Below are 21145 nucleotides of genomic sequence, written 5' to 3'. Positions count from 1 at the left end.
TTGCCCCGCGCCGCGGCCGGGCGGGGATACCCCCGGCCCCCCGGCCCCCGGTCCCCCGTGCCGCCCCAGGCGGCACGCAGCCCGCGGCCACGAGCTACAGGCGGGTTCCGCAGTGGGGCCAGGGGGATGCGCCGCGTCGGGTGTAGAGCTTCTTGGCGCGGAGGGTCTGTTCGGCCGCGGGGGCGTCCTCGGGGCGGCCGGTGCCGCCGAGGCTCTGCCAGGTGCGGGTGTCGAACTGGTAGAGGCCGCCGTAGGTGCCGGACGGGTCGACCGCGTCGGGGCGGCCGCCGGACTCGCAGGCCGCGAGGCCCTGCCAGTTCAGGCCGTCGGCGCCGCGCACGGACGCCGGCAGCGGCTTGGTGCCGACCTTGACGACCTGCGCGCGCGGCTCGCGCACGATCTCGGTCCTGATCAACCGCGGCTTCTGCCGGACGCCGTTGACGGTGCGCAGGGCGTATGTGACCCGCAGCAGCCCCGGCTGCCCGGCACGCTCCACGATCTCCGTGCCCTTGAACACGGAGGGGTCCGCCACCCGTCGCACCACGAACGGGATCTGCTCCTCGCGCACCTCCCGGCTGCCGGTGATCCGCAGCACGGTCACCGTCTGCCCGTCGCGCGGGAAGCTCCCGAGGGGGACGGAGGTGGTGTCCTGTCCGCGCAGGGTGATGCCGGCCGCCTCGACCGCCTCCCGCACGGTCGCCGCGTTGGTGCGGATGGTGCGGGCCCGGCCGTCGGCCATGATCGTCACGGCGCGTTCGGTGCGCACGTTCAGCGCGAGCCCCGCGCGCCCGATGCGCTGGGAGCGCGCCGCGGACAGGTACGCGCCCTCCGCACGCACCCCGAGCTGTTCGAGCGCCCCCTCGACCGTGCGGGCCGTCGTCCACACCTCGCGCAGCTGCCCGTCCAGGGTGAGGCGGACGGGGCGGCCGTAGCGGACGGCGATCTCGTCGCCGCTGGTGAGCGGGGTGCCGGGGGCGGGTGCCACCACGTCGTGGGCGCCGACGCGTACGTCCTCCTCCGCGAGCAGTTCGGTGACGTCGTCGGCGAAGGTGTGCAGAGTGCGGGGCCTGCCGTCGACGGTCAGCTCGACCGCCTTGTCCTTGGCGAGGAAGGCGGTGGTGCCGCCGGCGAGGAACGCCACGACCAGGGCCTGGGGCAGCAGGCGGCGCATCGGGGAGTCCGGGCGCTCGGCGGAACGCGTCCGGCGCCGGCGCGCGGCCCGCCGTCCCGCTCCCCACCGGCCCTCGCTCGCGTCGCCGCTCCCGCCGGGCAGCACCAGCGTCTCCGGCGGCTCCCGCGGCACCCGCGGCTCGGGGGGGTCCGGGACCTCGTAGGCGGGCCGGTAGGTGTCCTCGTACGAGCCGGGCGCCGCGTACACCCCGTACGCCCGGGTCTCCGCGCCGTGCACGTCGGGCTGCGGGGCGTAAAGGTCGTGGGGGTCGTGGGGCTCGCTCGGGCCGTACGGTGTCTCGAACGTCTGGTGGTGGGGGTTGCTCACGCCGACACGCTCCAGGGGGCCGGAGGGGTCCAGGGGGTCCGGATCGGGCCCCCAGAACCTAGCGGAGCGATCGTCACTCTCCAAAGCGACGCGGCTACTGAGAGTTGTGTTCGGATCGGTTCAGTAGGCGAAGGCGCGGGCCGTGTTCGCGGCGAGGGCCGTCGCCATCGCGTCCTCGTCGACGCCCCGGACGGCGGCCATCGCGCGCACGGTGACCGGCACCAGGTACGGGGCGTTGGGCCGACCGCGGTAGGGCACCGGGGTCAGGAAGGGCGCGTCGGTCTCCACCAGGACCAGCTCCAGCGGGGCGACGGCGAGCGCGTCGCGCAGGTTCTGGGCGTTCTTGAAGGTGACGTTGCCGGCGAAGGACATGAAGTACCCGGCGCGGGCGCAGATCTCGGCCATCTCGGCGTCGCCGGAGTAGCAGTGGAAGACGGTGCGCTCGGGGGCGCCCTCCTCCTTGAGGACGCGCAGGACGTCGGCGTGGGCGTCGCGGTCGTGGATGACCAGGGCCTTGCCGTGCCGTTTGGCGATCTCGATGTGGGCGCGGAAGGAACGCTCCTGCGCCTCCTTGCCCTCGGGGCCGGTGCGGAAGTGGTCGAGACCCGTCTCGCCGACGCCCTTCACATGGGGGAGCGCGGCCAGGCGGTCGATCTCGGCGAGCGCCTCGTCGAGCGCCGCCGCGCCCCCGGGCTCGCGCGCGCCCTGCCGGGACCAGCCGTCGGGGTCGCCGTGGACGATGCGCGGGGCCTCGTTGGGGTGCAGGGCGACGGCCGCGTGGACGGCGTCGTGGGCCGCGGCCGTCTCGGCCGCCCACCGGGAGCCGCGCACGTCGCAGCCGACCTGGACGACCGTCGTCACACCGACCGACGCGGCTTTCGCGAGGGCCTCCTCGACCGTGCCGGACTGCATGTCGAGGTGGGTGTGGGAGTCCGCGACCGGCACCTGGAGGGGGGCCGGGAGCGGCGGCGGCGTGTTCTTGTCGGTGCGGTCGGAGGCGTTCGAAGGCATGCCCCGATCCTACGGAAGGGGTCCACCCCCGGACCGCCGCCCGGCCGCCCCGCACGACCGCCGCGGCGCGGGGTCAGCCGGCCTTGCGCTGGAAAGGGTGGAGCAGGTCGGACAGGTGCCAGTGGTGCTCCCGTCCTTCGCGCCGCTGGGCGGGCACCGGCACCTCGACCGGTCCGGCCGGCGGCGCCGGCCGCCCGCGGGCCGCGTCGAGCGCCGAGGAGACCTGTCCCGCCCGCATGATGCGCACCAGGTGCCCGTCGCAGTTCTGGCACGTCGGACGGCTCAACGGGGACGGCACGGTCCGGCCGTCGGCCACGTAGAGGACGAACTCGTGTCCGTCGCCGTCCGTGTGGTGCTCGATCTCGTACGACTGCTCCCAGCCGTACCCGCAGCGCATGCAGGCGAAGGAGTACGACTCGTGCACGACGGGGATGGCCGTGGTGTGCGGGCGGGTCTGCCCGGTGGTCTCGCTCATGCCAGCTCCTCTTGTCCGCTGGACCAGGGGGACGGGTGCGTCCTGCGTCCAGTGGACTCCTCCCGCGGCCCGGACGGAGCGGACCTGTCGAGTGTTGGAGCCGTTTTGGGCTGTCCTTGCCGAAGCGGTTCACGCGGGGCCTGTGAGCTTTGCTTTTTACATTCGCCCTTTACCCGTGCATGACGAACGCCCGTCCATGACGACGTGGCCGGGCCGGTTCAGCCGGTGGCGTGCTTCGCCGCCACCACCGCGTCGAACACCTCACGCTTCGGCAGCCCCGCCTCCGCCGCCACCGCCGCGATCGCCTCCTTGCGGCGCTCGCCGGCCTCCTCGCGCGCCCGTACCCGCCGCACCAGCTCCTCCGGGTCGGGCTTCTCGGCGGCGCGCTCCGGCGCCCCGGAGACGACGACGGTGATCTCGCCGCGCACGCCCTGCGCGGCCCACGCCGCCAGCTCCGCCAGCGGGCCGCGCCGGACCTCCTCGTAGGTCTTGGTCAGCTCCCGGCAGACGGCGGCCCGCCGCTCGCCGCCGAACACCTCGGCCATCGCGGCGAGGGTGTCGTCGAGGCGGTGCGGGGCCTCGAAGTAGACGAGGGTGCGGCGCTCCCCGGCCACCTCCCGCAGCCGGGTGAGTCGCTCCCCCGCCTTGCGCGGCAGGAAGCCCTCGAAGCAGAAGCGGTCGACGGGCAGCCCGGACAGGGCGAGGGCGGTCAGCACGGCGGACGGGCCGGGCACGGCGGTGACCCGGACGTCGCGCTCCACGGCCGCCGCGACCAACCGGTAGCCGGGGTCCGACACCGACGGCATCCCGGCGTCGGTGACCAGCAGCACGCGGGCGCCGCCGAGCAGTTCCTCGACGAGTTCGGGGGTGCGGGCGGACTCGTTGCCCTCGAAGTACGACACCACGCGCCCCTTGGGGGCGACGTCCAGAGCCTGGGTCAGGCGCCGCAGCCGCCGGGTGTCCTCGGCGGCGATGACGTCGGCGCCGGCCAGCTCCTCGGCGAGCCGAGGGGGTGCGTCCGCGATGTCGCCGATGGGGGTGCCGGCAAGGACCAGGGTTCCGGGTGTGACTGTCACGTTTCCAGTCTCGCAGGGGGTGAGGCACGGGAATCCCACAGAAGGGTTCCCTACGATGGCGCGGTGACCAGTACCGCGTCCTCCATGGACTCCACGGACTACCGGCAGGGCCACGCGCCGCAGGACGAGCGGCCGCTGTGGCGGCAGCGACTGCGCCGTTTCGGATACGCGGCGGAGCCGGCCGGCGACGTCCGCGAGCGGCTGGTGCCGCCGTACACCGAGCCCGGACCGCGGCTGTGGCAGGCGCTGGGCGTGCCGCCCACGCTCGCCGGCCGGATCACCCGCTGGTCCGGCTGGGGCGGGCCGCTGCTGGTGACGCTGCTGGCGGGCGTGCTGCGGTTCTGGAACCTGGGCAGCCCGAAGGCGGTGATATTCGACGAGACGTACTACGCGAAGGACGCGTGGGCGATCGTCCACCGGGGTTTCGAGGTCAACTGGGACAAGAACGCCAACAACCTGATCCTCTCCACGGGCGGCGACGTCTCGGTTCCGACGGACGCGTCGTACGTGGTGCATCCGCCGGTCGGCAAGTACGTCATCGGGCTGGGCGAGCTGCTCTTCGGGTTCGATCCGTTCGGCTGGCGGTTCATGACGGCGCTGCTGGGCACGCTGAGCGTGCTCATGCTGTGCCGGATCGGGCGCCGGCTGTTCCGGTCGACGTTCCTGGGCTGCCTGGCGGGCGCGCTGATGGCGGTGGACGGGCTGCACTTCGTGATGAGCCGCACCGCGCTGCTCGACGGCGTGCTGATGTTCTTCGTGCTGGCGACGTTCGGCTGTCTGCTGATCGACCGGGACAGGGCGCGGGCGCGGCTCGCGGCGGCGCTGCCGTCGGACGCGGACGGCCGGTACCGGCCCGACGCGCACATCGCCGAGACCACCCGGCTGGGGTGGCGGCCGTGGCGCTGGGCGGCCGGGGTGATGCTGGGACTGGCCATCGGCACGAAGTGGAACGGCCTGTACATCATGGTCGCGTTCTGCCTGATGAGCGTGGTGTGGGACGTGGCCGCGCGCCGGGTGGCGGGCGCCCGCCACCCGTACGCGGCGGTGCTGAAGCGGGACACGGGCCTGGCGTTCCTCGCCACCGTGCCGGTCGCGCTGGTGACGTACCTGGCGTCGTGGACGGGCTGGATCCTCTCCGCCCGGGACGGCTCGGGCGGCTACTACCGCGACTGGGCGACGGCGAACGGGCGCAGCAGCAGCTGGTCGTGGCTGTTCCCGGACTGGTGGCTGAGCCTGTGGCACTACGAGCACGAGGTGTTCGAGTTCCACACCCATCTGACCTCGCCGCACCGGTACCAGTCGAACCCGTGGAGCTGGATCGTCCTGGGCCGGCCGGTGTCGTACTTCTACGAGTCGCCGACGCCGGGCAAGGACGGCTGTCCGGTGGACGCGGGTGAGAAGTGCGCGCGGGAGGTGCTGGCGCTCGGTACGCCGATGCTGTGGTGGGCGGCCTGCTTCGCGGTCCTGTTCGTGCTGTGGCGCTGGTTCTTCCGCCGGGACTGGCGGGCGGGCGCGATCGCCTGCGGTGTCGCGGCCGGGTATCTGCCGTGGTTCCTGTACCAGGAGCGGACGATCTTCCTCTTCTACGCGGTGGTCTTCCTGCCGTTCCTGTGTCTGGCGGTGGCGATGATGGTGGGGGCGATCGTCGGGCGGCCGGGGTCGAGCGACACCCGCCGGGTGGTGGGGGCGACGAGTGCGGGTGTGCTGGTCCTGCTGATCGCGTGGAACTTCATCTACTTCTGGCCGCTGTACACCGGTCAGGCCATCCCGATCGACTCCTGGCGTTCACGTATGTGGCTGGATACCTGGGTCTGATTCAGCCCCTGGAACCCCAAATGCCGGTCTCCCTTCGGACAACTTCCGGAAACTCCCGTCACAGGAGGCCCTGGGGCCGCATACAGTGCGAGCATGACCGGCCTTCCTGAACGCGTTCAAAAAGGTTCGGGAGGGTCGCACGGGGACTGAACGGGGAGGGTTCGCGCCATGCGCAAAGGGGCCAAGGCGACGATCGTCGGCTCGGTGTTCGCGGTGATGGTGGGCGGGGCCGGATACGGCGCCTACAACCTCGTCAACGCGCTCGACGGGGACGGGGGCGGCGGCTCCTCGGGGACGAGCGGGCCGGCCGAGGTGAAGAAGAGCGGGCCGCCGAGCAGCTCCGAGGTGAAGGAGACGGCCACCGCCTTCTTCGCGGCCTGGGAGAAGGGCCAGGCGGCCGCGGCGGCCGCGCTCACCAACAACGAGGCGAAGGCGGAGCCGCTGCTCACCTCGTACGCCGTGAACGCCCACATCACCGGGGTGAGGATCACCCCGGGTGCGGCGACCGGCGCCACGGTGCCGTACACGGTGAAGGCGACGGTGTCGTACGAGGGCACATCCAAGCCGCTGGTCTACCGGAGCCGGCTGACGGTGGTGCGGGGGATCACCACCGGGAAGGCGCTGGTCGACTGGCAGCCCTCGGTCGTCCACCCGCAGCTGAAGTCCATGGACGACACGCTGGTCACCGGTGACTCGGCGGCGCCGCCCATCGAGGCCGTGGACCGCGACGGCAAGGTGCTGACCAAGGAGAAATATCCCTCGCTCGGCCCGATCCTGGACGAACTGCGCGCCAAGTACGGCGACAAGGCGGGCGGCACGCCCGGCGTCGAGCTGGCGATCCGGCACGCCACCCCGGACACCGCCGACACCCCGCTGCTCACCCTCGCCGAGGGCAAGGCGGGCCGGCTGCCCACCACCCTCAGCGCGGGCGTGCAGGCGGCGGCCGAGAAGGCCGTGCAGAGGTACGGCGAGTCGTCGGTGGTGGCCGTGAAGCCGAGCAGCGGTGAGGTGCTGGCGGTCGCCAACCACCGTGGTGACGGCTGGAACGCGGCGTTCCTGGGCGAGGTGGCGCCCGGCTCCACCATGAAGATCGTCAGCGCGGCGATGCTGATCGACAACGGGCTCACGACGGCGACCGGGCCGGCGCCCTGTCCGCCGGAGGCGGTCTCGGAGAGCCAGACCTTCCACAACATCAAGGACCTGACACCGAACGAGAGCGCGACGCTCTCGTGGAGCTTCGCCCGCTCCTGCAACACCGCCTTCATCAAGTTCGCTGACGAGATCCAGGTCGACTCGCTCACCAACGAGGCGAAGGATCGATTCGGCATCGGTCTGGACTGGAAGACCGGCATCCCCTCCTTCGACGGCTCCGTCCCGGCGGCCGGCGGATCGGACACCGCGGCCGCCCTGATCGGCCAGGGCCAGGTGCAGCTGAACCCGCTGAACATGGCGTCGATCACGGCGACCGCGATGACGGGCACCTTCCGGCAGCCGGTGATCGTGCCGCTCAGCCTCGACGGGCGGGAGCCGGCCCGCGCCCGGGGGCTGGACTCCGCCACGGTGCAGCAGTTGCGGTCGATGATGAACCGCACCGCGACCAGCGGCACGGCGGCCGGGGTGATGTCGGGCCTCAGCGGCCGGATCGGCGCGAAGACGGGCTCCGCGGAGGTCGACGGCAAGGCCACGTCCGACAGCTGGTTCACCGGCTACCGCGACGACGTCGCGGCGGCGGCGCTGGTGCAGTCCGGCGGACACGGCGTCGACGCGGCCGGCCCGATCGTCGCGTCCGTGCTGGGGGCGGGCGGCTGAGACCCCACGGCCGTTCCGCGGCCGTTCCGCGGCCTTTCTCGGCCGTTCCCCCGGGTGGCTGACGTCACACCTGACGTCGGAGCGGGGCACGGGACTCTAGGCTGGTGGCCGTCGTTGGGGTCAGTGAGGGCAACGAGGGCACTGGGGCGTGAGGGCCGCCCCTCCGGGAGCGCGGAGGATCGCAGGCAGTGGGCAAAAGAAGGCGCGTCACGGAGCGGCGGAGCAAGCGTCCCGCGGTCGTCGGAGGGGTGATCGCCGTCGTGGTCGGCGGCGCCGGCCTCGCGGGCTACGCGCTGTTCGGCGGCGGGGCGGCGGCCGAGGACGGCTCGGCGAAGGCCACCGAGAAGGCGTCGGCCGTCAGGACCGGCCCGCTGACCGCGACCGAGGTCACCACCGCGGCCCGCGCGTTCCTCACCGCCTGGCAGCAGGGCAGCGTCGCCCGGGCGGCGGCCGCCACCGACGACCCCGCGGCGGCGACGGCCCTGCTCACCGGCTACACCAAGGACGCGCGCGTCACCGGCGTCGCGCTCACCCCGGGCGCCCGCTCCGGCGACAAGGTCCCCTTCTCCGTGAAGGGCACGGTCACGTACGAGAAGGTGAGCAAGCCGCTGGCGTACGGCAGCGCGCTGACCGTCGTACGGCGGGCGACGGACGGCAAGCCGCTGGTCGACTGGCACGCCTCGGTCGTCCACCCCGCCCTGGCCGACGGCGACACGCTGGTGACCGGCGAGGCGGGCGACCCGCCCGTCAAGGCCCTGGACCGCGACGGCGGCGAGCTGACCGCGAAGAAGTACCCGTCGCTGGGCACGGTGCTGGACGGGCTGCGCGAGAAGTACGGCAAGAAGGCGGGCGGCACGGCGGGCGTCGAGCTGCGCGTGGTGCGCGGCAAGGCGTCCAAGGCGAAGAAGGCCTCCGACAAGACGCTGCTGGAGCTGAGCGAGGGCACGCCGGGCACCGTGAAGACGACGCTGAGCCCGTCCCTCCAGGCCGCCGCCGAGCGGCAGGTGGCGAGCCGGGCGCGGGCTTCGGTGGTGGTGATGCGCGCCTCGACCGGCGAGATCCTCGCGGTGGCCAACAGCAACCCGAACTTCAACACCGCTTTCCAGGGCTCCCTGGCGCCCGGCTCCACCATGAAGGTCGTCACCGCGTCGCTGCTGATCGAGAAGGGCCTGGCGTCGGCCGACAAGGCGCACCCGTGCCCGAAGTACTTCCCGTACGGCGGCTGGAAGTTCCAGAACGACGACGAGTTCGAGATCAAGGGCGGCACGTTCAAGGCGAGCTTCGCGCGGTCCTGCAACACCGCCTTCATCAGCCAGGCGGGCGAGCTGGACGACGACAGCCTGACGAAGCAGGCGCAGCAGGTGTTCGGCCTGTCGATGAACAACTGGGCGATCGGTGTGCCGACCTTCGACGGCTCGGTGCCGGTGCAGTCGAAGGCGCAGATGGCCGCGTCCCTCATCGGGCAGGGCGGGGTGCGGATGAACCCGCTGAACATGGCGTCGGTCTCGGCGACCGTCACCTCGGGCCGCTTCCACCAGCCGTACCTGGTCGCGCCCTCCGTCGACGGCCGGGCGCTGGCGACGGCCGCGCGCACCATGTCGTCGTCGACGCTGGCGCAGCTGCGGGAGCTGATGAACTACACCGCCGCGTACGGCACGGCCGCCGAGGCGATGTCCGGCCTGGGCCCGAACTACGGCGCGAAGACCGGCTCGGCGGAGGTCGACGGCCAGGAGAAGCCCAACGGCTGGTTCACCGCCTACCGCGGCGACATCGCCGCCGCGGGCGTCGTCCAGGCCGCCGGCCACGGCGGCGAGACGGCCGGGCCGATCGTGGCGTCCCTGCTCAAGTCGGCCGGCTGAACCACCTTCAGGCGCGTCGACGGGCCGTGAGGCGCGTCGGCGGGCCTGGCCGGAATCCGGCTCAGTGGGTGACCGGCTGGGCCGCCGCCATGTAGGTGCGGCGGAGGAAGCGCAGGAGGGTCTTGGAGTCGAACTGGACGACCTGGACGCCGTGCGGGGAATGGAACTCGACGACTGCCTGGACGCGGCCGCAGGGCCAGACGCGGACCTCGCCGCTGCCGACCGGGGCGCGCAGGCCCTGTTCGAGGAGGGTGCGGGCGATGGGCCACTCATGGCGGTCGGGCAGGCCGACGCGGACGGTGCGCGGATCGTCCTCGGGGTCGTAGCGCAGGACGACGGGGACCGCCGGCTGTTCCGTCCCGATCAGATCCGCGTCGGTGACGATGTGGGCTCGCGCGTACTGCTCGACTACAGACATCGACCGGCCCCTTCACGCTGGGTGACCTTTGTGGAAGCTGTGCGTCCACCCCCCTCCCAATGTCGCACATTTTCCGGAAGCCGCTTCCCGGGACCGAGGTATCTCACATGTGCGATACACCGGTCATACACGACAGACTCGCTCTTGCAACCCGTTCGCATTTGGCCAATCATCTAACGGTGCACGTACCTGACGGATTCATAGACGCCCCCACCTCCGCCGCGGCCGGCCTGGTCGCCGCCGGCGCCGTCGCCGTGAGCCTGCGCGGCGCGCGCCGGGAGCTCGACGAGCGCACCGCGCCGCTGGCCGGGCTGGTGGCCGCGTTCATCTTCGCCGTGCAGATGCTGAACTTCCCCGTCGCGGCGGGAACCAGCGGCCATCTGCTCGGCGGCGCGCTCGCCGCGATCCTCGTGGGCCCCTACACAGGGGTCCTGTGCGTGTCCGTGGTCCTGCTGATGCAGGGCATCCTCTTCGCCGACGGCGGCCTGACCGCGCTCGGCGTGAACATCACCGTCATGGGCGGCGTGACGACGGTCGTCGCGTACGCCGTCTTCCGCGCGCTGGTGAAGGTGCTGCCGCGCGGCCGCCGTTCCGTGACCGCCGCCTCCTTCGTCGCCGCGCTGCTGTCGGTGCCGGCCGCCGCCCTCGCCTTCACGCTGCTGTACTGGATCGGCGGCACCACCGACGTCGCGATCGGCAAGGTCGCCGGCGCGATGGTCGGCGTGCACATCCTGATCGGCATCGGCGAGGCCGCGATCACCGCGCTGACCGTCGGCGCCGTCATCGCCGTACGCCCCGACCTCGTGTACGGGGCGCGCGGGCTGCGGCAGAGGCTCCGGCTGCGGGTGAACGGCGAGCTGGTCGACGTGCCGGACGCCGAGCCCGAGGCAGCGCCCGCGCCCGCCCGCGCCTCGCGGCGCACGCTGTGGGTGTCCGGCCTGGTCACCTCCCTCGTCCTCGCCGGGTTCGTCAGCTTCTACGCCTCCGCGAACCCCGACGGCCTGGAGAAGGTCGCCGCCGACAAGGGCATCGACGAGAAGGTCGAGGAGCACGCCGCCGCCGACTCCCCGCTCGCCGACTACGGCGTCAAGGACGTCGAGAACGCCCGCCTGTCCGGGGGGCTGGCGGGCGTCATCGGCGTCGGCGTGACCGTCGTCGCGGGCACCGGGGTGTTCTGGGCGGTGCGCCGGCGCCGCTCGGCCGAGGCGTCGCCGTCCGCCGTAGAGAACGTCTGACGCGGGATGGGCGCCGGGCACGCGCACAGGCTCTACCGGCACGGGCACTCGCCCGTGCACGCCCTGCCGCCGCACACCAAACTCGCCGCCACCTTCGCCTTCGTGGTGGTCGTGGTGTCGACGCCACGGGAGGCGATGTGGGCGTTCGGCGGGTACGCGGCGCTGCTCGGCGTCGTCGCGTTCCGCGCGCGCGTGCCGGCCGGTTTCCTGCTGAAGCGGCTGCTGATCGAGGTGCCGTTCGTCGCGTTCGCGGTGCTGATGCCGTTCGTGGCGGAGGGCGAGCGGGTGGACGTCCTCGGGATGTCGCTGAGCGTGAACGGCCTGTGGGGGGCGTGGAACGTCCTCGCCAAGGGCACCCTGGGGGTCGCCGCCTCGGTGCTGCTCGCCGCCACCACCGAGCTGCGCGAGATCCTCCTCGGGCTGCAACGGCTGAAGCTGCCGCCGCTCCTCGTCCAGATCGCGTCCTTCATGATCCGCTACGGGGACGTCATCACCGACGAGATGCGGCGGATGCGGATCGCGCGGGAGTCGCGGGGCTTCGAGGCGAGCGGCGTCAAGCACTGGGGGGTGCTCGCGAAGTCCGCGGGCGCGCTGTTCATCCGCTCCTACGAGCGCGGCGAGCGGGTCCACCTGGCCATGGTCAGCCGCGGCTACGCCGGCGCGATGCCGGTGATCGACGAGGTGACCGCCTCACGCGCGCAGTGGTCGTACGCCCTGGCGCTCCCCTTGTCCGCGCTTGTCGTCTGTGTGCTGGGATGGACGCTGTGACCGCTTCCCTCGAGGTCTCGGGCCTCGCCTTCGCCTACCCCGACGGCCATCAGGCGCTGTTCGGCGTGGACTTCTCGATCGCGCGCGGCGAGCGGGTGGCGCTGCTCGGGCCGAACGGCGCCGGCAAGACCACCCTGGTGCTGCACCTCAACGGCATCCTCGGCGGCGGCACCGGCACGGTGACCGTCGCCGGGCTGCCCGTCGGCAGGCGGCACATGGCGGAGATCCGGCGCCGGGTCGGCATCGTCTTCCAGGACCCGGACGACCAGCTGTTCATGCCGACCGTGCGGGAGGACGTGGCGTTCGGGCCGGCCGCCGCCGGGATCCGGGGCGCGGAGCTGGAGGAGCGGGTGGACAGCGCGCTCGCGCGGGTGGGGATGGCGGAGTTCAAGGACCGTCCGCCGCACCATCTGTCCTTCGGGCAGCGCCGCCGGGTGGCCGTCGCGACGGTGCTGGCGATGGAGCCGGAGATCCTCGTCCTGGACGAGCCGTCCTCCAATCTCGACCCCGCCTCGCGCCGCGAACTGGCCGAGATCCTGCGGTCGTTGGACGTCACCGTGCTCATGGTCACGCACGACCTGCCGTACGCGCTGGAGCTGTGCCCGCGTTCGCTGATCCTCAGCGAGGGGGTCATCGCGGCGGACGGCCGCACCGCCGATCTCCTCGCCGACGACGAGCTGATGCGCGCGCACCGCCTGGAGCTGCCGTTCGGGTTCGACCCGCGCTCCGTGACAATGGGCGCGTGACGAACGAGGAGACCGAGGGCTCGCTGCTGCTCGACGACCAGCTGTGCTTCGCGCTGTACGCGGCCCAGCGGGCGGTGACGTCCGCGTACCGTCCGCTCCTGGACGAGCTGGGGCTGACCTATCCGCAGTACCTCGTGCTGCTGGTGCTGTGGGAGCGCGGCGAGATCACCGTCAAGGACCTGGCCGACGCCCTGCGGCTCGACTACGGCACGGTGTCGCCGCTGCTGAAACGGCTGGAGACGGCGGGGCTGGTGCGCCGGCGCCGCTCGGCGCGGGACGAACGCTCGGTGCTGGTCGCCTGCACCGGCCGGGCGCAGGAGCTGAAGGAGCGCGCGGAGCGGGTTCCGGGCGCCCTGCTCACCGCGACGGGTCTGGAGACGGCCGAGGTGGTGCGGCTGCGCGAGGAGCTGTGGGGCCTCGCGGAACGGGCCCAGGGGGCGGTCGCGCGAGCCCGGTGACCCCGGGCCGCGCCCGCCGGTGCGGTGACCACGGATTACCGGGGGTTGCCACCCCTGGTGGGCGAGCGCTTTCCTACTGGCCGGTACCTTGTGCACGATGTATTTGCGCGCACCTGTTCTGGGGGGATCCAGCCATGTCTGACGCCGCCGCGGTCGACTCCCGTCCGACGAAGATCATGTATGTCGCCGAGGCGACCGCCCACGGTGGCCGGGACGGTCATGTCACCAGCCAGGACGGCCGGATCGCGCTGAAGGTCGCGATGCCTCCTCAGCTGGGCGGCGACGGCGACGGCACCAACCCGGAGCAGCTGTTCGCGGCGGGCTACAGCTCCTGCTTCCACAACGCGCTGATCCTGGTCGGCAACCGGGCGGGCTACGACCTGACGGGTTCCACGGTCGCGGCGAAGGTCGGCATCGGCCCCAACAAGCAGCGCGGCTACGGCCTCGCGGTCGCCCTCAGCGTCTCGCTCCCGGTCCTCGACGCGGACGTCGCGGCGAAGCTGGTGGACGCCGCGCACGAGGTCTGCCCGTACTCGAACGCGACCCGGGGGAACATCGACGTGACGATCCTGCTTGGGTGAGGGGGACACCCGAGCAGCGAGAACAGGAGTACGGGCGTGGACGTGCACGGTGCCGTGGCAGAGGGCTTCGAGCCGGTCCGGGAGGCGTTCGTACAGAACTTCGCGGTGCGCGGGGACCGGGGCGCGGCGGTGGCCGTCTACCGGGACGGGCGCAAGGTCGTCGACCTGTGGGGCGGGACCCGGGACGTGGACGGCGGGGCGCCGTGGGAGGCGGGCACCGCGCAGGTGGTCCGGTCGGCGACGAAGGGCGTCGCCGCCGCCGTCCTGCTGCTGCTGGCCCAGCGCGGGCAACTGGACCTTAAGGCTCCCGTCGGGGAGTACTGGCCCGAGTACAAGACGGCCGGCAAGGAGCGCACGCGGGTGCGGGACGTGCTCGCGCACCGCGCGGGGGTGCCCGTGCTGGACCGGCCGCTGACGCCCGCCGAGGCCGCCGACCCCGATCTCGGCGCGGCGGCGGTCGCGGCGCAGGCGCCGGTGTGGGAGCCGGGCGCGGACCACGGCTATCACGCGCAGACCTACAGCTGGCTGACCGGTGAGCTGGTGCGGCGGGTCACCGGGCGGACGATCGGCGCGTGGATCGCGGACGAGATCGCCGGGCCGGTCGGCGCCGACCTGTGGCTGGGGCTGCCGGCGGAGCGGGCCGGGCGCGTCGGGCGGGTGGGCCGGGTGGAGGTGCCGCTGCCGGCGGGGGGCCTGCGGACGCGGCCGAAGCAGGCCGTCACCGACGCGTACGCCGACCCGGACTCGCTCACCCGTCGGGCCTTCGCGGCGATCACCCCGCTGCCCGACGAGAACGACCCCGCGTACCGGGCGGCCGTCCTGCCCGCGTCCAACGGCATCGCGACGGCGGACGGGCTGGCCCGCTGCTACGCCGCGCTGATCGGGGAGGTCGACGGGGTGCGGCTGTTCACTCCCCGGACGGTGGAGCTGGCGCGCGGTGAGCGTGCGGCGGGGCCGGACCGGGTGCTGGTGGTGAACACCCGCTTCGGTCTGGGCTACATGCTGCACGGCGCCGCGTCCCCGCTGCTGTCCCCCGGCTCCTTCGGCCATCCCGGCCGCGGTGGCGCGCTCGGCTTCGCGGACCCCGAGTCGGGCATCGCCTTCGGGTACGTCACCAACGGCTTCCGGGCGAGCGTGACCGCGGACCCGCGGGCGCAGGCGCTGGTGCGCGCGGTGCGGGTGGCGAGCGGGGCGAGCGGGGGCTGAGCGGCTCAGCCCCCGCGGCCGTCAGACGTGGATCGGGTGGGACGTCCGGCCGGACGCCTCGTCGATCTCTCGGTGGGCCTTGGTGAGGAGCTGCATGGCCAGCTCGTTCAGGGCGCGGGCGCCCGCTATCTCCTCTCCGACCCGGGGCTGGTTGGCGTCGACGCGGTGCCGGCTGGCGTGCCCACGGGCCTTGACCTGGGTCCCGTCCGGTAGCCGCACCATGGCGACGGCGCTCGTGTGCTGCTCGTCCTCCTGGAACTCCAGCTCCACGTGCCATCCCACAGCGGTGTGCATCATGACCATCACCTCCGGAACATCTGCTTCCAGGGTGTCCCCTCCGGTACGGCGATGTCGAACTGTTCCTCCAGAACGCGGCGGGCGTCGTCCTCGTCGGTGAGGTCCCGTTCCGTCGTCGTGCCGTCGGCGCGGGTCTCGGTGAGGCGGGTGCCGTGCAGGAGGATGTGGCGGTCGGGGGTGACGCGCTGGGCGTAGGGGAGCGCGCTGAAGGGCGAGCGGGGGTTGGTGGCGATGTGCCAGTTGATGACCTCGAAGTCGGGGCGTTCGAAGGGCTCCAGGGTGAAGGCGTACTGCGGCTGCCAGGAGCCGGCGGTGTGCTGCTCCAGCACCCACAGCTTCAGCGGGCCGTGGTGGGGGGCGTGCACCAGGCGGTGGCGGCGGCCCGCGCCGTCGAAGGCGGTGTCCGGGGTGAGCGGGATCGGTTCGAGGAGCGCGCCGGCGGCGCCGAAGCCGACGTCCACGAGGTGGCGCCGCGGGTCGCCCGGGACCTCGACGATCAGTGCCATGTGGGTGCGGGGCCGGTCCTCGACGCGTTCCGCGCCGACGACGACCCGGGCCGCGAGCCGCGTCACCCGGAAGCCGAGCGCCTCCAGGACGCCCGCGAGGAGCGTGTTGTGCTCGTAGCAGTAGCCGCCGCGGCGGCTGCGGACCAGCTTGCCGATCAGGTCGGCGGGCGCGAGGGAGGGGACCTCGCCGCGGACGGGGTCGAGGTTCTCGAAGGGGATGGCGCGGATGTGCGCCAGGTGCACCCCGCGCAGGGTGGCCGCGTCGGCGCGGCGCTCCCCCGTCCAGCCGATGCGTCGGAAGTAGGCGTCCAGGTCGTCGGGGGTCAACTGCTCGGTCTGGGACATGAGTTCACCGTAACCGGGTGACCGTCGGCGGGGCCTCGGGCTCGGGAACGGGAGGGCCTGGGGCTCTGGTCGTAGGCCTGGGCGGAAACTTGCCACGGCCGGTATTTATCGATTGCGGGCGGCGCGCGAGCCGCATTAGCGTCGCGGCCATGTCCGCCCCCACCACCCTCCCCCAGCTGAACCACACCGTCGTCTACGCGCATGACCCCCAGCTCTCGGCCGAATTCCTCGCCGCCGTCCTCGGCCTGTCGGTCGGCGCGCGCTTCGGTCCGTTCCTGCCGCTCGACCTCGGCAACGGCGTCACCCTCGACTACTACGAGAAGCGTGACGAGCCGATCCAGTCCGCGCACTACGCCTTCCTGGTGGCGGACGACCAGTTCGACACGATGATCGGCCGCCTGGAGAAGCTCGGCGTGACGTACTACGCCGACCCGTCGCACACCGAACCGGGCCGGGTCAACGACCTGTTCGGCGGCCGGGGCGCGTACTTCGACGACCCGGACGGCCACAACATGGAGATCATGACGCGACCGTACGGCCGGCCCTGAGATGACCGACGTCGTCCTGAGGCTGTCGGCCCGTGACCTGGTCCACGCGGACCTGGCGTCGTGCGGATGGGCGGGGTCCGCCCTCCATTTGGCCAACGTGGCCGAGCAGTTGGAGCGGGTCCCGAGCGGTGAGGTCGACTACCTCGCGGTCTGCACCGCGACCGGCATCCCGGTGGCGAAGGGCGGCGTCGACTACCGGGTCAAGGAGGGCGCCGGCACCTTGTGGCAGCTGGCCGTCCACCCGGCGTTGCGGTCCTGCGGCATCGGCACGTTCCTCGTCGAGGCCGCGGAGCTGCGGATCAGGAACCGCGGCCTCCGCCACGCCGAGCTGGCCGTGGAGGAGAGCAACCCCCGGGCCCGCGCGCTGTACGAACGCCTGGGATACGTCGCGTACGACCGCCGGCCTGACTCCTGGGACGAGCAGGCCCCCGACGGATCGCTGCGCCGCTACGAGACGATGTGCACGGTGATGCGGAAGGAACTGGCGTAGCCAGGTCACTTCACGGCATCCGCCCGGGGCCGGCCCGGCGCTCAGCCGTTCGGTCCCACCGCCGCGCGGTCCGGCTGCTGCGGCTCCGCCGCCCTCCCCGGCACCAGGACGGCGAGCGTCCTGCGCGCCTCACGCCGCAGCGAGCGGCGCGGGGCGAACGTCGCGGTGAGGGCGAGGACGGAGACCGTGCCCCCGTAGAACACGGCGGCGATCGTGGAGAGAAGCCCGACCGTCATCGGGCACGCACCCTTCTTCCCCCGCTCGGGCCGCCCGGCTCACAGCCATGGGCGGACGTCGATGCGCTTCCCCTCCACCCTACGCATGCTGTCAACTCCCCCTGCCGCCAAGGGAGATCAACCGGAGTGCAGCATCAGGCCGATGCCGACGACGACCAGGGCCGCGGCGGCGACGCGGGGGGCGCCGAAGTGTTCCTTGAAGAACAGGGCGCCGATGGCCGCGCCGACGATGATCGACGACTCGCGCAGGGCGGCGATCGGGGCGAGGTCCGCGCGGGTCTGGGCCCACAGGACCAGGGCGTAGGCCGCGACGGACAGGGCGGCGCCGAGCAGGCCGAGCGCGGCGAACGGGCGGACGACGGCGAGGGTCTCGCCCCGCCGGCGGAACAGCATGTACGCGGGCAGGGCGGTCCCCTGCACGGCCATCAGCCAGGCGATGTAGCCGAGGGACGAGCCGGAGGCGCGCACCCCGAGGCCGTCGACGACGGTGTACGCGGCGATCGTCAGGCCGGTCGCGAGGGCCGCCCCGATCGCCGCCCAGTCGGGCCGGTGCCCGCGCAGTCCCCACAGCGCCACGCCGGTCAGCCCGGCGCAGGACACCGCGACGCCGGCCGCCGCCCAGCCGTCGGGCACCTCGTGCGCGAAGACGGCGGCCAGGACCGTGACGACCAGCGGCGCCGACCCGCGCGCGATCGGGTACGCCTGCCCGAAGTCACCCAGCCGGAACGACCGCATCAGCAGCGCGTAGTACGCGATGTGGATCACGGCGGAGGCCAGCAGGTACGGCCAGGCCCCCGCCGCCGGGAACGCCGCGAACGGGGCCATGGCCAGGCCTATCAGCAGCCCGCCGCCCGAGATCAGCGCGAAGCCCGTCAGCTTGTCGGTGATGCGGTGCGCGATCGCGTTCCACGCGGCGTGCGTGACTGCGGCGATCAGGACGGCGACCGTGACCAGCGGCGTCACGCGGTGCGCTCACGCGCGTCCACGAGCGACGCGCCGGCGTGTTCCACCAACTCCTTGGGCGCCATGGGGAAGACGGTGTGCGGAGTGCCCGCGGCGGCCCACACCACGTCGTGCGCGAGCAGGCCCCGGTCCGCGAGGACGCGGGTCCGGGTGCGGTGCCCGAACGGCGGCACACCCCCGATCGCGTACCCGGTCGTCTCCCGTACGACGCCGGCGTCGGCCCGCGTCACCTTCTCGACGCCGAGTTCCCTCCGCACCAGCTCCACGTCGACCCGGGACGCCCCGTCCATCAACACCAGCACCGGCACGCCGTCCGCCGCGAAGATCAGCGACTTGCAGATCTGACTCAGCTCACACCCGATCGCCTCCGCGGCCTCCGCCGCGGTCCGGGTGGCGTCCGGGAAGCGGCGGATGTGCTGATTGACCTCGCCGAGCCCCAGCTCGTTGAGGGCTTCTGCGAAACGGGGATGCGCTCCAGTCGTCGTCATGGCCGCACGCTAGCGGTGGTTGTACGACGCACGCGACCGGGTTACGCGCCTGCGCCGACCCCTCGGAGGAACGCGGACCAGGTGGTGGGAGCGACCGCGAGGGAGGCGTGCGCCGGCTTCTTGGAGTCGCGGACGTGGATCGTGGTGGGGGTGGTGGCGACCTCGATGCATTCGCCAGGCTCGCCACTGTCGCTGTAGCTGCTCTTGAACCAGTGCAGTTCCGTGGCCCTCATGAGCGCACCGTAGCGGGGCCGTGGACGGGCACGCGAGAGTGTTATGCGCCGCTGTTCACCCACGTCCACAGGGCCAGTGCCGTCGGGGCGGGGGCGGCCAGGACGCCCAGCAGGAGCAGGCGCGCGGACACGTCGAGGCGGCGGATGCCCGGGGCGGAGGCCAGGGCGGAGAGTACGGCCGCGAAAGCCGCGTAGATCAAGCCGTACCGGAGGAGGAACCCCCCGACCGGCTCACCCTCCGCCGCGAGCCACACGGCCACCATCCCGATGAGGAACGTCAGCCAGGCGAGCGACGTCATCGTGACCGTCCACAGCGCGCCCGCGAGCAGCGTCGTCGCTTTCATCGTCCGTTCCGTTCCTTCCGCGTGGGATCACTCCGATCCTCGCGGGAGGAACCCGCCCCGGCATGGGGGCGGGTACTCAATCCGCCTGGGGTGCCATCCCTATGAGGAAGGCGGACCAGGTGGTGGGGGCGACGGTCAGTGTGCCGTGGGCGGGGTTCTTGGAGTCGCGGACGTGGATGGTGGCGGGGGTGGTGGCGACTTCCACGCAGTCGCCGGGTTCAGGACCGCTGCTGTAGCTGCTCTTGAACCAATGAAGTTCCGTGGCGCTCATAGTCTCCCCAGCGCTTGCTCAATGAAGGCCAGCGACTCTCTCGGAGAGAGAGCCTGCGCCCGGATCATCCCATAGCGCTGCTCAAGGACCCGTAGGTCCCGAAGGCTTGAGACCGGGCGACCGTTGAACGCGCCGTCGGAACGCCCGATCCCAGTGCCGTCGGAGAACTTCAGCACTTCGATCAGCCCGTGCATTCCGGCGTGCTCCTCGCGATCGGTTGGCATCACCTGGAGCGCCACGTTCCGCAACTCGCCTACTTTCAGCAGGTGTTCGAGTTGTCGGCGCAACACCATCTTGCCTCCGAGGGGGCGTTCCAGCGTCACTTGTTCCTGGACGAAACTCAGCGCGGGAGCGGGATCCCGGTCGAAGATGGACTTCCGGTCCATGCGTGCAGCGATCGCGTGTTCCACCACGTCTTGCGAGAGCGCGGGCAGCCGGTTCTCGAACATCGCCATTGCGTACTCGGGCGTCTGCAACAGGTCATGGATGTGATGCGTGCTGTACAGCAGCAACTCCACCGCCCGCTCCTCCAACTCAGCCAGCTCCCTCGCCTTCTTGGGGTACCGCGCCCTCCGCATCTCCTCCATGAACGCCCTGAGATGCCCCTGCGCCTTCAGCAGCTGATCCGCCCGGTCCAGGAACTCCGGCCGAGGGATCCGCGCTCCTCGCTCGATCTTGCGGATCATGTCCTCGCCGTAGCCCATGACCTCGCCCAGCTCCGACGCCCGCATGCCGGCCGCCTCCCGGCACACCTTGAGCAGCTTCCCGACCGCCTGAACCACCGGTTCCATCTCGTCCCCCGGCTCGATGTCCCAACCGGCCTGGTCCACACCGTCGTTCATGGCTCCACCTCCGTCGCGCTTACGTACCCCTACAACGCCCGAGACAGCCGAGACAGCGCAGGACAAAGCCAGGACAGTCACCGTACGCACAGGCATCGTCACTCACTCCAGTAAGCAACATCGGCCACGCTCAGTGACATGAATCAAGAGATCCGTGCCCCTGAAAACCATCTCCACCCCCGCTTCCACGACTTCACCGTGCTGCTCTCCCCCACCCCCCGCGGCGCGCATCTCGCCCGGCTTCTCGCCACCGAGCAACTCCGGTCCTGGGGGCTCCCGTCCGACCCCGCGGAGCAGATCGTCATGGAGTTGGCGACCAACGCGGCGACGCACGGGCGGGTCGTCGGGCGGGACTTCCGGCTGTCCCTGTACGTCATCGCGGGCACCCTCCGTATCGAGGTCACCGACACCCGGGGGGACAGGCTCCCGCGCGTCAGGAGGCCCGGGGGAAGTGCGGATTCCGGGCGCGGGCTGCTGCTCGTGGACGCGCTGGCGGACCGGTGGGGCGTGGTCACGGAGCCGTTTCCGCGCAAGACCGTGTGGGCCGAGGTAGGGCTGCGGACATGGAAGAGCGGCGCGCCCGACCCGGGAGGGGGTGGTCGGACGCGCCGCGTTCAGGGCTGAGCG

Annotated in this window: 26 protein-coding genes; 12 read left to right on the top strand and 14 right to left on the bottom strand. The window is 72.4% G+C overall.

Annotation, left to right across the window (positions count from 1 at the left end):
- Window positions 1-94: 94 nt before the first annotated feature.
- The 4 genes from ALMP_RS33425 to rsmI form a co-directional block, all read right to left on the bottom strand.
- Window positions 95-1408 (bottom strand): ubiquitin-like domain-containing protein, encoded by a 1314-nt coding sequence (locus ALMP_RS33425; RefSeq protein ID WP_375803566.1) that lies wholly within the window; start codon window positions 1406-1408, stop codon window positions 95-97.
- 210 nt (window positions 1409-1618) lie between these two features.
- Window positions 1619-2509 carry a TatD family hydrolase gene (locus ALMP_RS33420; RefSeq protein ID WP_264935270.1) on the bottom strand — a complete coding sequence of 297 codons (891 nt, stop codon included), beginning with the start codon at window positions 2507-2509 and terminating at the stop codon, window positions 1619-1621.
- Between the two features lie 73 nt (window positions 2510-2582).
- Window positions 2583-2984 carry a hypothetical protein gene (locus ALMP_RS33415; protein ID WP_264935268.1) on the bottom strand — a complete coding sequence of 134 codons (402 nt, stop codon included), beginning with the start codon at window positions 2982-2984 and terminating at the stop codon, window positions 2583-2585.
- A gap of 218 nt (window positions 2985-3202) precedes the next feature.
- Complete coding sequence (rsmI, locus tag ALMP_RS33410) at window positions 3203-4060, bottom strand: 16S rRNA (cytidine(1402)-2'-O)-methyltransferase (RefSeq protein WP_264935266.1); 858 nt, start codon at window positions 4058-4060, stop codon at window positions 3203-3205.
- Between the two features lie 63 nt (window positions 4061-4123).
- Here rsmI and ALMP_RS33405 point away from each other — a divergent pair, with 63 nt between their 5' ends.
- The 3 genes from ALMP_RS33405 to ALMP_RS33395 all read left to right on the top strand — a co-directional run bounded on the left by ALMP_RS33405 (window position 4124) and on the right by ALMP_RS33395 (window position 9543).
- Window positions 4124-5875 carry a dolichyl-phosphate-mannose--protein mannosyltransferase gene (locus ALMP_RS33405; RefSeq protein WP_264935264.1) on the top strand — a complete coding sequence of 584 codons (1752 nt, stop codon included), beginning with the start codon at window positions 4124-4126 and terminating at the stop codon, window positions 5873-5875.
- A 168-nt stretch (window positions 5876-6043) separates the two neighbouring features.
- The gene (locus ALMP_RS33400) at window positions 6044-7684 is read left to right on the top strand and encodes a penicillin-binding transpeptidase domain-containing protein (RefSeq protein WP_264935262.1); all 1641 of its coding nucleotides are present in this window, start codon (window positions 6044-6046) and stop codon (window positions 7682-7684) included.
- A gap of 188 nt (window positions 7685-7872) precedes the next feature.
- Complete coding sequence (locus ALMP_RS33395) at window positions 7873-9543, top strand: penicillin-binding transpeptidase domain-containing protein (RefSeq protein ID WP_264935259.1); 1671 nt, start codon at window positions 7873-7875, stop codon at window positions 9541-9543.
- 61 nt (window positions 9544-9604) lie between these two features.
- On the opposite strand, the gene ALMP_RS33390 is transcribed toward ALMP_RS33395, so the two are convergent.
- Entirely contained in the window at window positions 9605-9961 is a 357-nt protein-coding gene (locus ALMP_RS33390) for an SsgA family sporulation/cell division regulator (RefSeq protein ID WP_264935257.1), read from the bottom strand.
- Between the two features lie 179 nt (window positions 9962-10140).
- On the opposite strand from ALMP_RS33390, the gene ALMP_RS33385 reads away from it, so the two are divergent.
- The 6 genes from ALMP_RS33385 to ALMP_RS33360 all read left to right on the top strand — a co-directional run bounded on the left by ALMP_RS33385 (window position 10141) and on the right by ALMP_RS33360 (window position 14955).
- A complete protein-coding gene (locus ALMP_RS33385; RefSeq protein WP_264935256.1) occupies window positions 10141-11196 on the top strand; it encodes an energy-coupling factor ABC transporter permease in 1056 nt (351 codons plus the stop codon).
- Window positions 11197-11202: 6 nt separating this feature from the next.
- Window positions 11203-11964 carry a cobalt ECF transporter T component CbiQ gene (gene cbiQ / locus ALMP_RS33380; RefSeq protein WP_264935254.1) on the top strand — a complete coding sequence of 254 codons (762 nt, stop codon included), beginning with the start codon at window positions 11203-11205 and terminating at the stop codon, window positions 11962-11964.
- On the top strand, window positions 11952-12710 hold the full coding sequence (locus tag ALMP_RS33375) for an energy-coupling factor ABC transporter ATP-binding protein (RefSeq protein WP_264935252.1): 759 nt from the start codon (window positions 11952-11954) through the stop codon (window positions 12708-12710). The genes cbiQ and ALMP_RS33375 overlap by 13 nt, the downstream gene beginning before the upstream one ends.
- Window positions 12707-13168: a MarR family winged helix-turn-helix transcriptional regulator gene (locus tag ALMP_RS33370; protein ID WP_264935250.1), complete on the top strand. Its 462-nt coding sequence runs from the start codon at window positions 12707-12709 to the stop codon at window positions 13166-13168. The genes ALMP_RS33375 and ALMP_RS33370 overlap by 4 nt, the downstream gene beginning before the upstream one ends.
- A gap of 134 nt (window positions 13169-13302) precedes the next feature.
- The gene (locus ALMP_RS33365) at window positions 13303-13749 is read left to right on the top strand and encodes an organic hydroperoxide resistance protein (protein ID WP_264935248.1); all 447 of its coding nucleotides are present in this window, start codon (window positions 13303-13305) and stop codon (window positions 13747-13749) included.
- Between the two features lie 36 nt (window positions 13750-13785).
- Window positions 13786-14955 (top strand): serine hydrolase domain-containing protein, encoded by a 1170-nt coding sequence (locus tag ALMP_RS33360; RefSeq protein ID WP_264935246.1) that lies wholly within the window; start codon window positions 13786-13788, stop codon window positions 14953-14955.
- A gap of 21 nt (window positions 14956-14976) precedes the next feature.
- Here ALMP_RS33360 and ALMP_RS33355 read toward each other — a convergent pair whose 3' ends face one another.
- Together ALMP_RS33355 and ALMP_RS33350 are read right to left on the bottom strand one after the other, a co-directional pair.
- A complete protein-coding gene (locus ALMP_RS33355; RefSeq protein WP_264935244.1) occupies window positions 14977-15252 on the bottom strand; it encodes a DUF1876 domain-containing protein in 276 nt (91 codons plus the stop codon).
- A 5-nt stretch (window positions 15253-15257) separates the two neighbouring features.
- The gene (locus ALMP_RS33350) at window positions 15258-16103 is read right to left on the bottom strand and encodes an arylamine N-acetyltransferase (protein WP_264935242.1); all 846 of its coding nucleotides are present in this window, start codon (window positions 16101-16103) and stop codon (window positions 15258-15260) included.
- 149 nt (window positions 16104-16252) lie between these two features.
- On the opposite strand from ALMP_RS33350, the gene ALMP_RS33345 reads away from it, so the two are divergent.
- A complete protein-coding gene (locus ALMP_RS33345) occupies window positions 16253-16651 on the top strand; it encodes a VOC family protein (RefSeq protein ID WP_264935240.1) in 399 nt (132 codons plus the stop codon).
- 1 nt (window position 16652) lies between these two features.
- Window positions 16653-17141, top strand: a complete 489-nt coding sequence (locus tag ALMP_RS33340; RefSeq protein ID WP_264935238.1) for an N-acetyltransferase — start codon at window positions 16653-16655, stop codon at window positions 17139-17141.
- Between the two features lie 41 nt (window positions 17142-17182).
- On the opposite strand, the gene ALMP_RS33335 is transcribed toward ALMP_RS33340, so the two are convergent.
- The 7 genes from ALMP_RS33335 to ALMP_RS33305 form a co-directional block, all read right to left on the bottom strand.
- A complete protein-coding gene (locus ALMP_RS33335) occupies window positions 17183-17377 on the bottom strand; it encodes a hypothetical protein (protein ID WP_264935236.1) in 195 nt (64 codons plus the stop codon).
- Between the two features lie 117 nt (window positions 17378-17494).
- On the bottom strand, window positions 17495-18340 hold the full coding sequence (locus ALMP_RS33330; protein ID WP_264935234.1) for a DMT family transporter: 846 nt from the start codon (window positions 18338-18340) through the stop codon (window positions 17495-17497).
- Window positions 18337-18828 carry a YbaK/EbsC family protein gene (locus tag ALMP_RS33325; RefSeq protein WP_264935232.1) on the bottom strand — a complete coding sequence of 164 codons (492 nt, stop codon included), beginning with the start codon at window positions 18826-18828 and terminating at the stop codon, window positions 18337-18339. Before ALMP_RS33325 ends, ALMP_RS33330 begins: the two co-directional genes overlap by 4 nt.
- Before the next feature lie 41 nt (window positions 18829-18869).
- Window positions 18870-19061 carry a DUF397 domain-containing protein gene (locus ALMP_RS33320; RefSeq protein ID WP_264935230.1) on the bottom strand — a complete coding sequence of 64 codons (192 nt, stop codon included), beginning with the start codon at window positions 19059-19061 and terminating at the stop codon, window positions 18870-18872.
- 41 nt (window positions 19062-19102) lie between these two features.
- Entirely contained in the window at window positions 19103-19405 is a 303-nt protein-coding gene (locus ALMP_RS33315; protein ID WP_264935228.1) for a hypothetical protein, read from the bottom strand.
- A 76-nt stretch (window positions 19406-19481) separates the two neighbouring features.
- Entirely contained in the window at window positions 19482-19676 is a 195-nt protein-coding gene (locus ALMP_RS33310; protein WP_264935225.1) for a DUF397 domain-containing protein, read from the bottom strand.
- Window positions 19673-20518, bottom strand: coding sequence for a helix-turn-helix transcriptional regulator (locus ALMP_RS33305; protein ID WP_264935223.1), 846 nt, complete (start codon window positions 20516-20518; stop codon window positions 19673-19675). Before ALMP_RS33305 ends, ALMP_RS33310 begins: the two co-directional genes overlap by 4 nt.
- Before the next feature lie 138 nt (window positions 20519-20656).
- Here ALMP_RS33305 and ALMP_RS33300 point away from each other — a divergent pair, with 138 nt between their 5' ends.
- Entirely contained in the window at window positions 20657-21142 is a 486-nt protein-coding gene (locus ALMP_RS33300) for an ATP-binding protein (RefSeq protein ID WP_264935221.1), read from the top strand.
- Window positions 21143-21145 lie beyond the last annotated feature (3 nt).

The sequence above is a fragment of the Streptomyces sp. A012304 genome (assembly GCF_026008495.1).
Classification (GTDB): Bacteria; Actinomycetota; Actinomycetes; order Streptomycetales; family Streptomycetaceae; genus Streptomyces.
Note: the sequence above shows the minus strand (reverse complement) of the source record. Positions and strands in the feature narration are given on the sequence as shown.

Bases quoted from the DNA above. Each gene is read 5' to 3' on its own strand.
- ALMP_RS33420 (WP_264935270.1), bottom strand. From the start codon at position 2,509: ATGCCTTCGAACGCCTCCGACCGCACCGACAAGAACACGCCGCCGCCG.
- ALMP_RS33415 (WP_264935268.1), bottom strand. From the start codon at position 2,984: ATGAGCGAGACCACCGGGCAGACCCGCCCGCACACCACGGCCATCCCC.
- ALMP_RS33400 (WP_264935262.1), top strand. From the start codon at position 6,044: ATGCGCAAAGGGGCCAAGGCGACGATCGTCGGCTCGGTGTTCGCGGTG.
- ALMP_RS33390 (WP_264935257.1), bottom strand. From the start codon at position 9,961: ATGTCTGTAGTCGAGCAGTACGCGCGAGCCCACATCGTCACCGACGCG.
- cbiQ (WP_264935254.1), top strand. From the start codon at position 11,203: ATGGGCGCCGGGCACGCGCACAGGCTCTACCGGCACGGGCACTCGCCC.
- ALMP_RS33375 (WP_264935252.1), top strand. From the start codon at position 11,952: ATGGACGCTGTGACCGCTTCCCTCGAGGTCTCGGGCCTCGCCTTCGCC.
- ALMP_RS33365 (WP_264935248.1), top strand. From the start codon at position 13,303: ATGTCTGACGCCGCCGCGGTCGACTCCCGTCCGACGAAGATCATGTAT.
- ALMP_RS33355 (WP_264935244.1), bottom strand. From the start codon at position 15,252: ATGATGCACACCGCTGTGGGATGGCACGTGGAGCTGGAGTTCCAGGAG.
- ALMP_RS33350 (WP_264935242.1), bottom strand. From the start codon at position 16,103: ATGTCCCAGACCGAGCAGTTGACCCCCGACGACCTGGACGCCTACTTC.
- ALMP_RS33345 (WP_264935240.1), top strand. From the start codon at position 16,253: ATGTCCGCCCCCACCACCCTCCCCCAGCTGAACCACACCGTCGTCTAC.
- ALMP_RS33340 (WP_264935238.1), top strand. From the start codon at position 16,653: ATGACCGACGTCGTCCTGAGGCTGTCGGCCCGTGACCTGGTCCACGCG.
- ALMP_RS33335 (WP_264935236.1), bottom strand. From the start codon at position 17,377: ATGACGGTCGGGCTTCTCTCCACGATCGCCGCCGTGTTCTACGGGGGC.
- ALMP_RS33325 (WP_264935232.1), bottom strand. From the start codon at position 18,828: ATGACGACGACTGGAGCGCATCCCCGTTTCGCAGAAGCCCTCAACGAG.
- ALMP_RS33320 (WP_264935230.1), bottom strand. From the start codon at position 19,061: ATGAGGGCCACGGAACTGCACTGGTTCAAGAGCAGCTACAGCGACAGT.
- ALMP_RS33315 (WP_264935228.1), bottom strand. From the start codon at position 19,405: ATGAAAGCGACGACGCTGCTCGCGGGCGCGCTGTGGACGGTCACGATG.
- ALMP_RS33310 (WP_264935225.1), bottom strand. From the start codon at position 19,676: ATGAGCGCCACGGAACTTCATTGGTTCAAGAGCAGCTACAGCAGCGGT.
- ALMP_RS33305 (WP_264935223.1), bottom strand. From the start codon at position 20,518: ATGAACGACGGTGTGGACCAGGCCGGTTGGGACATCGAGCCGGGGGAC.
- ALMP_RS33300 (WP_264935221.1), top strand. From the start codon at position 20,657: ATGAATCAAGAGATCCGTGCCCCTGAAAACCATCTCCACCCCCGCTTC.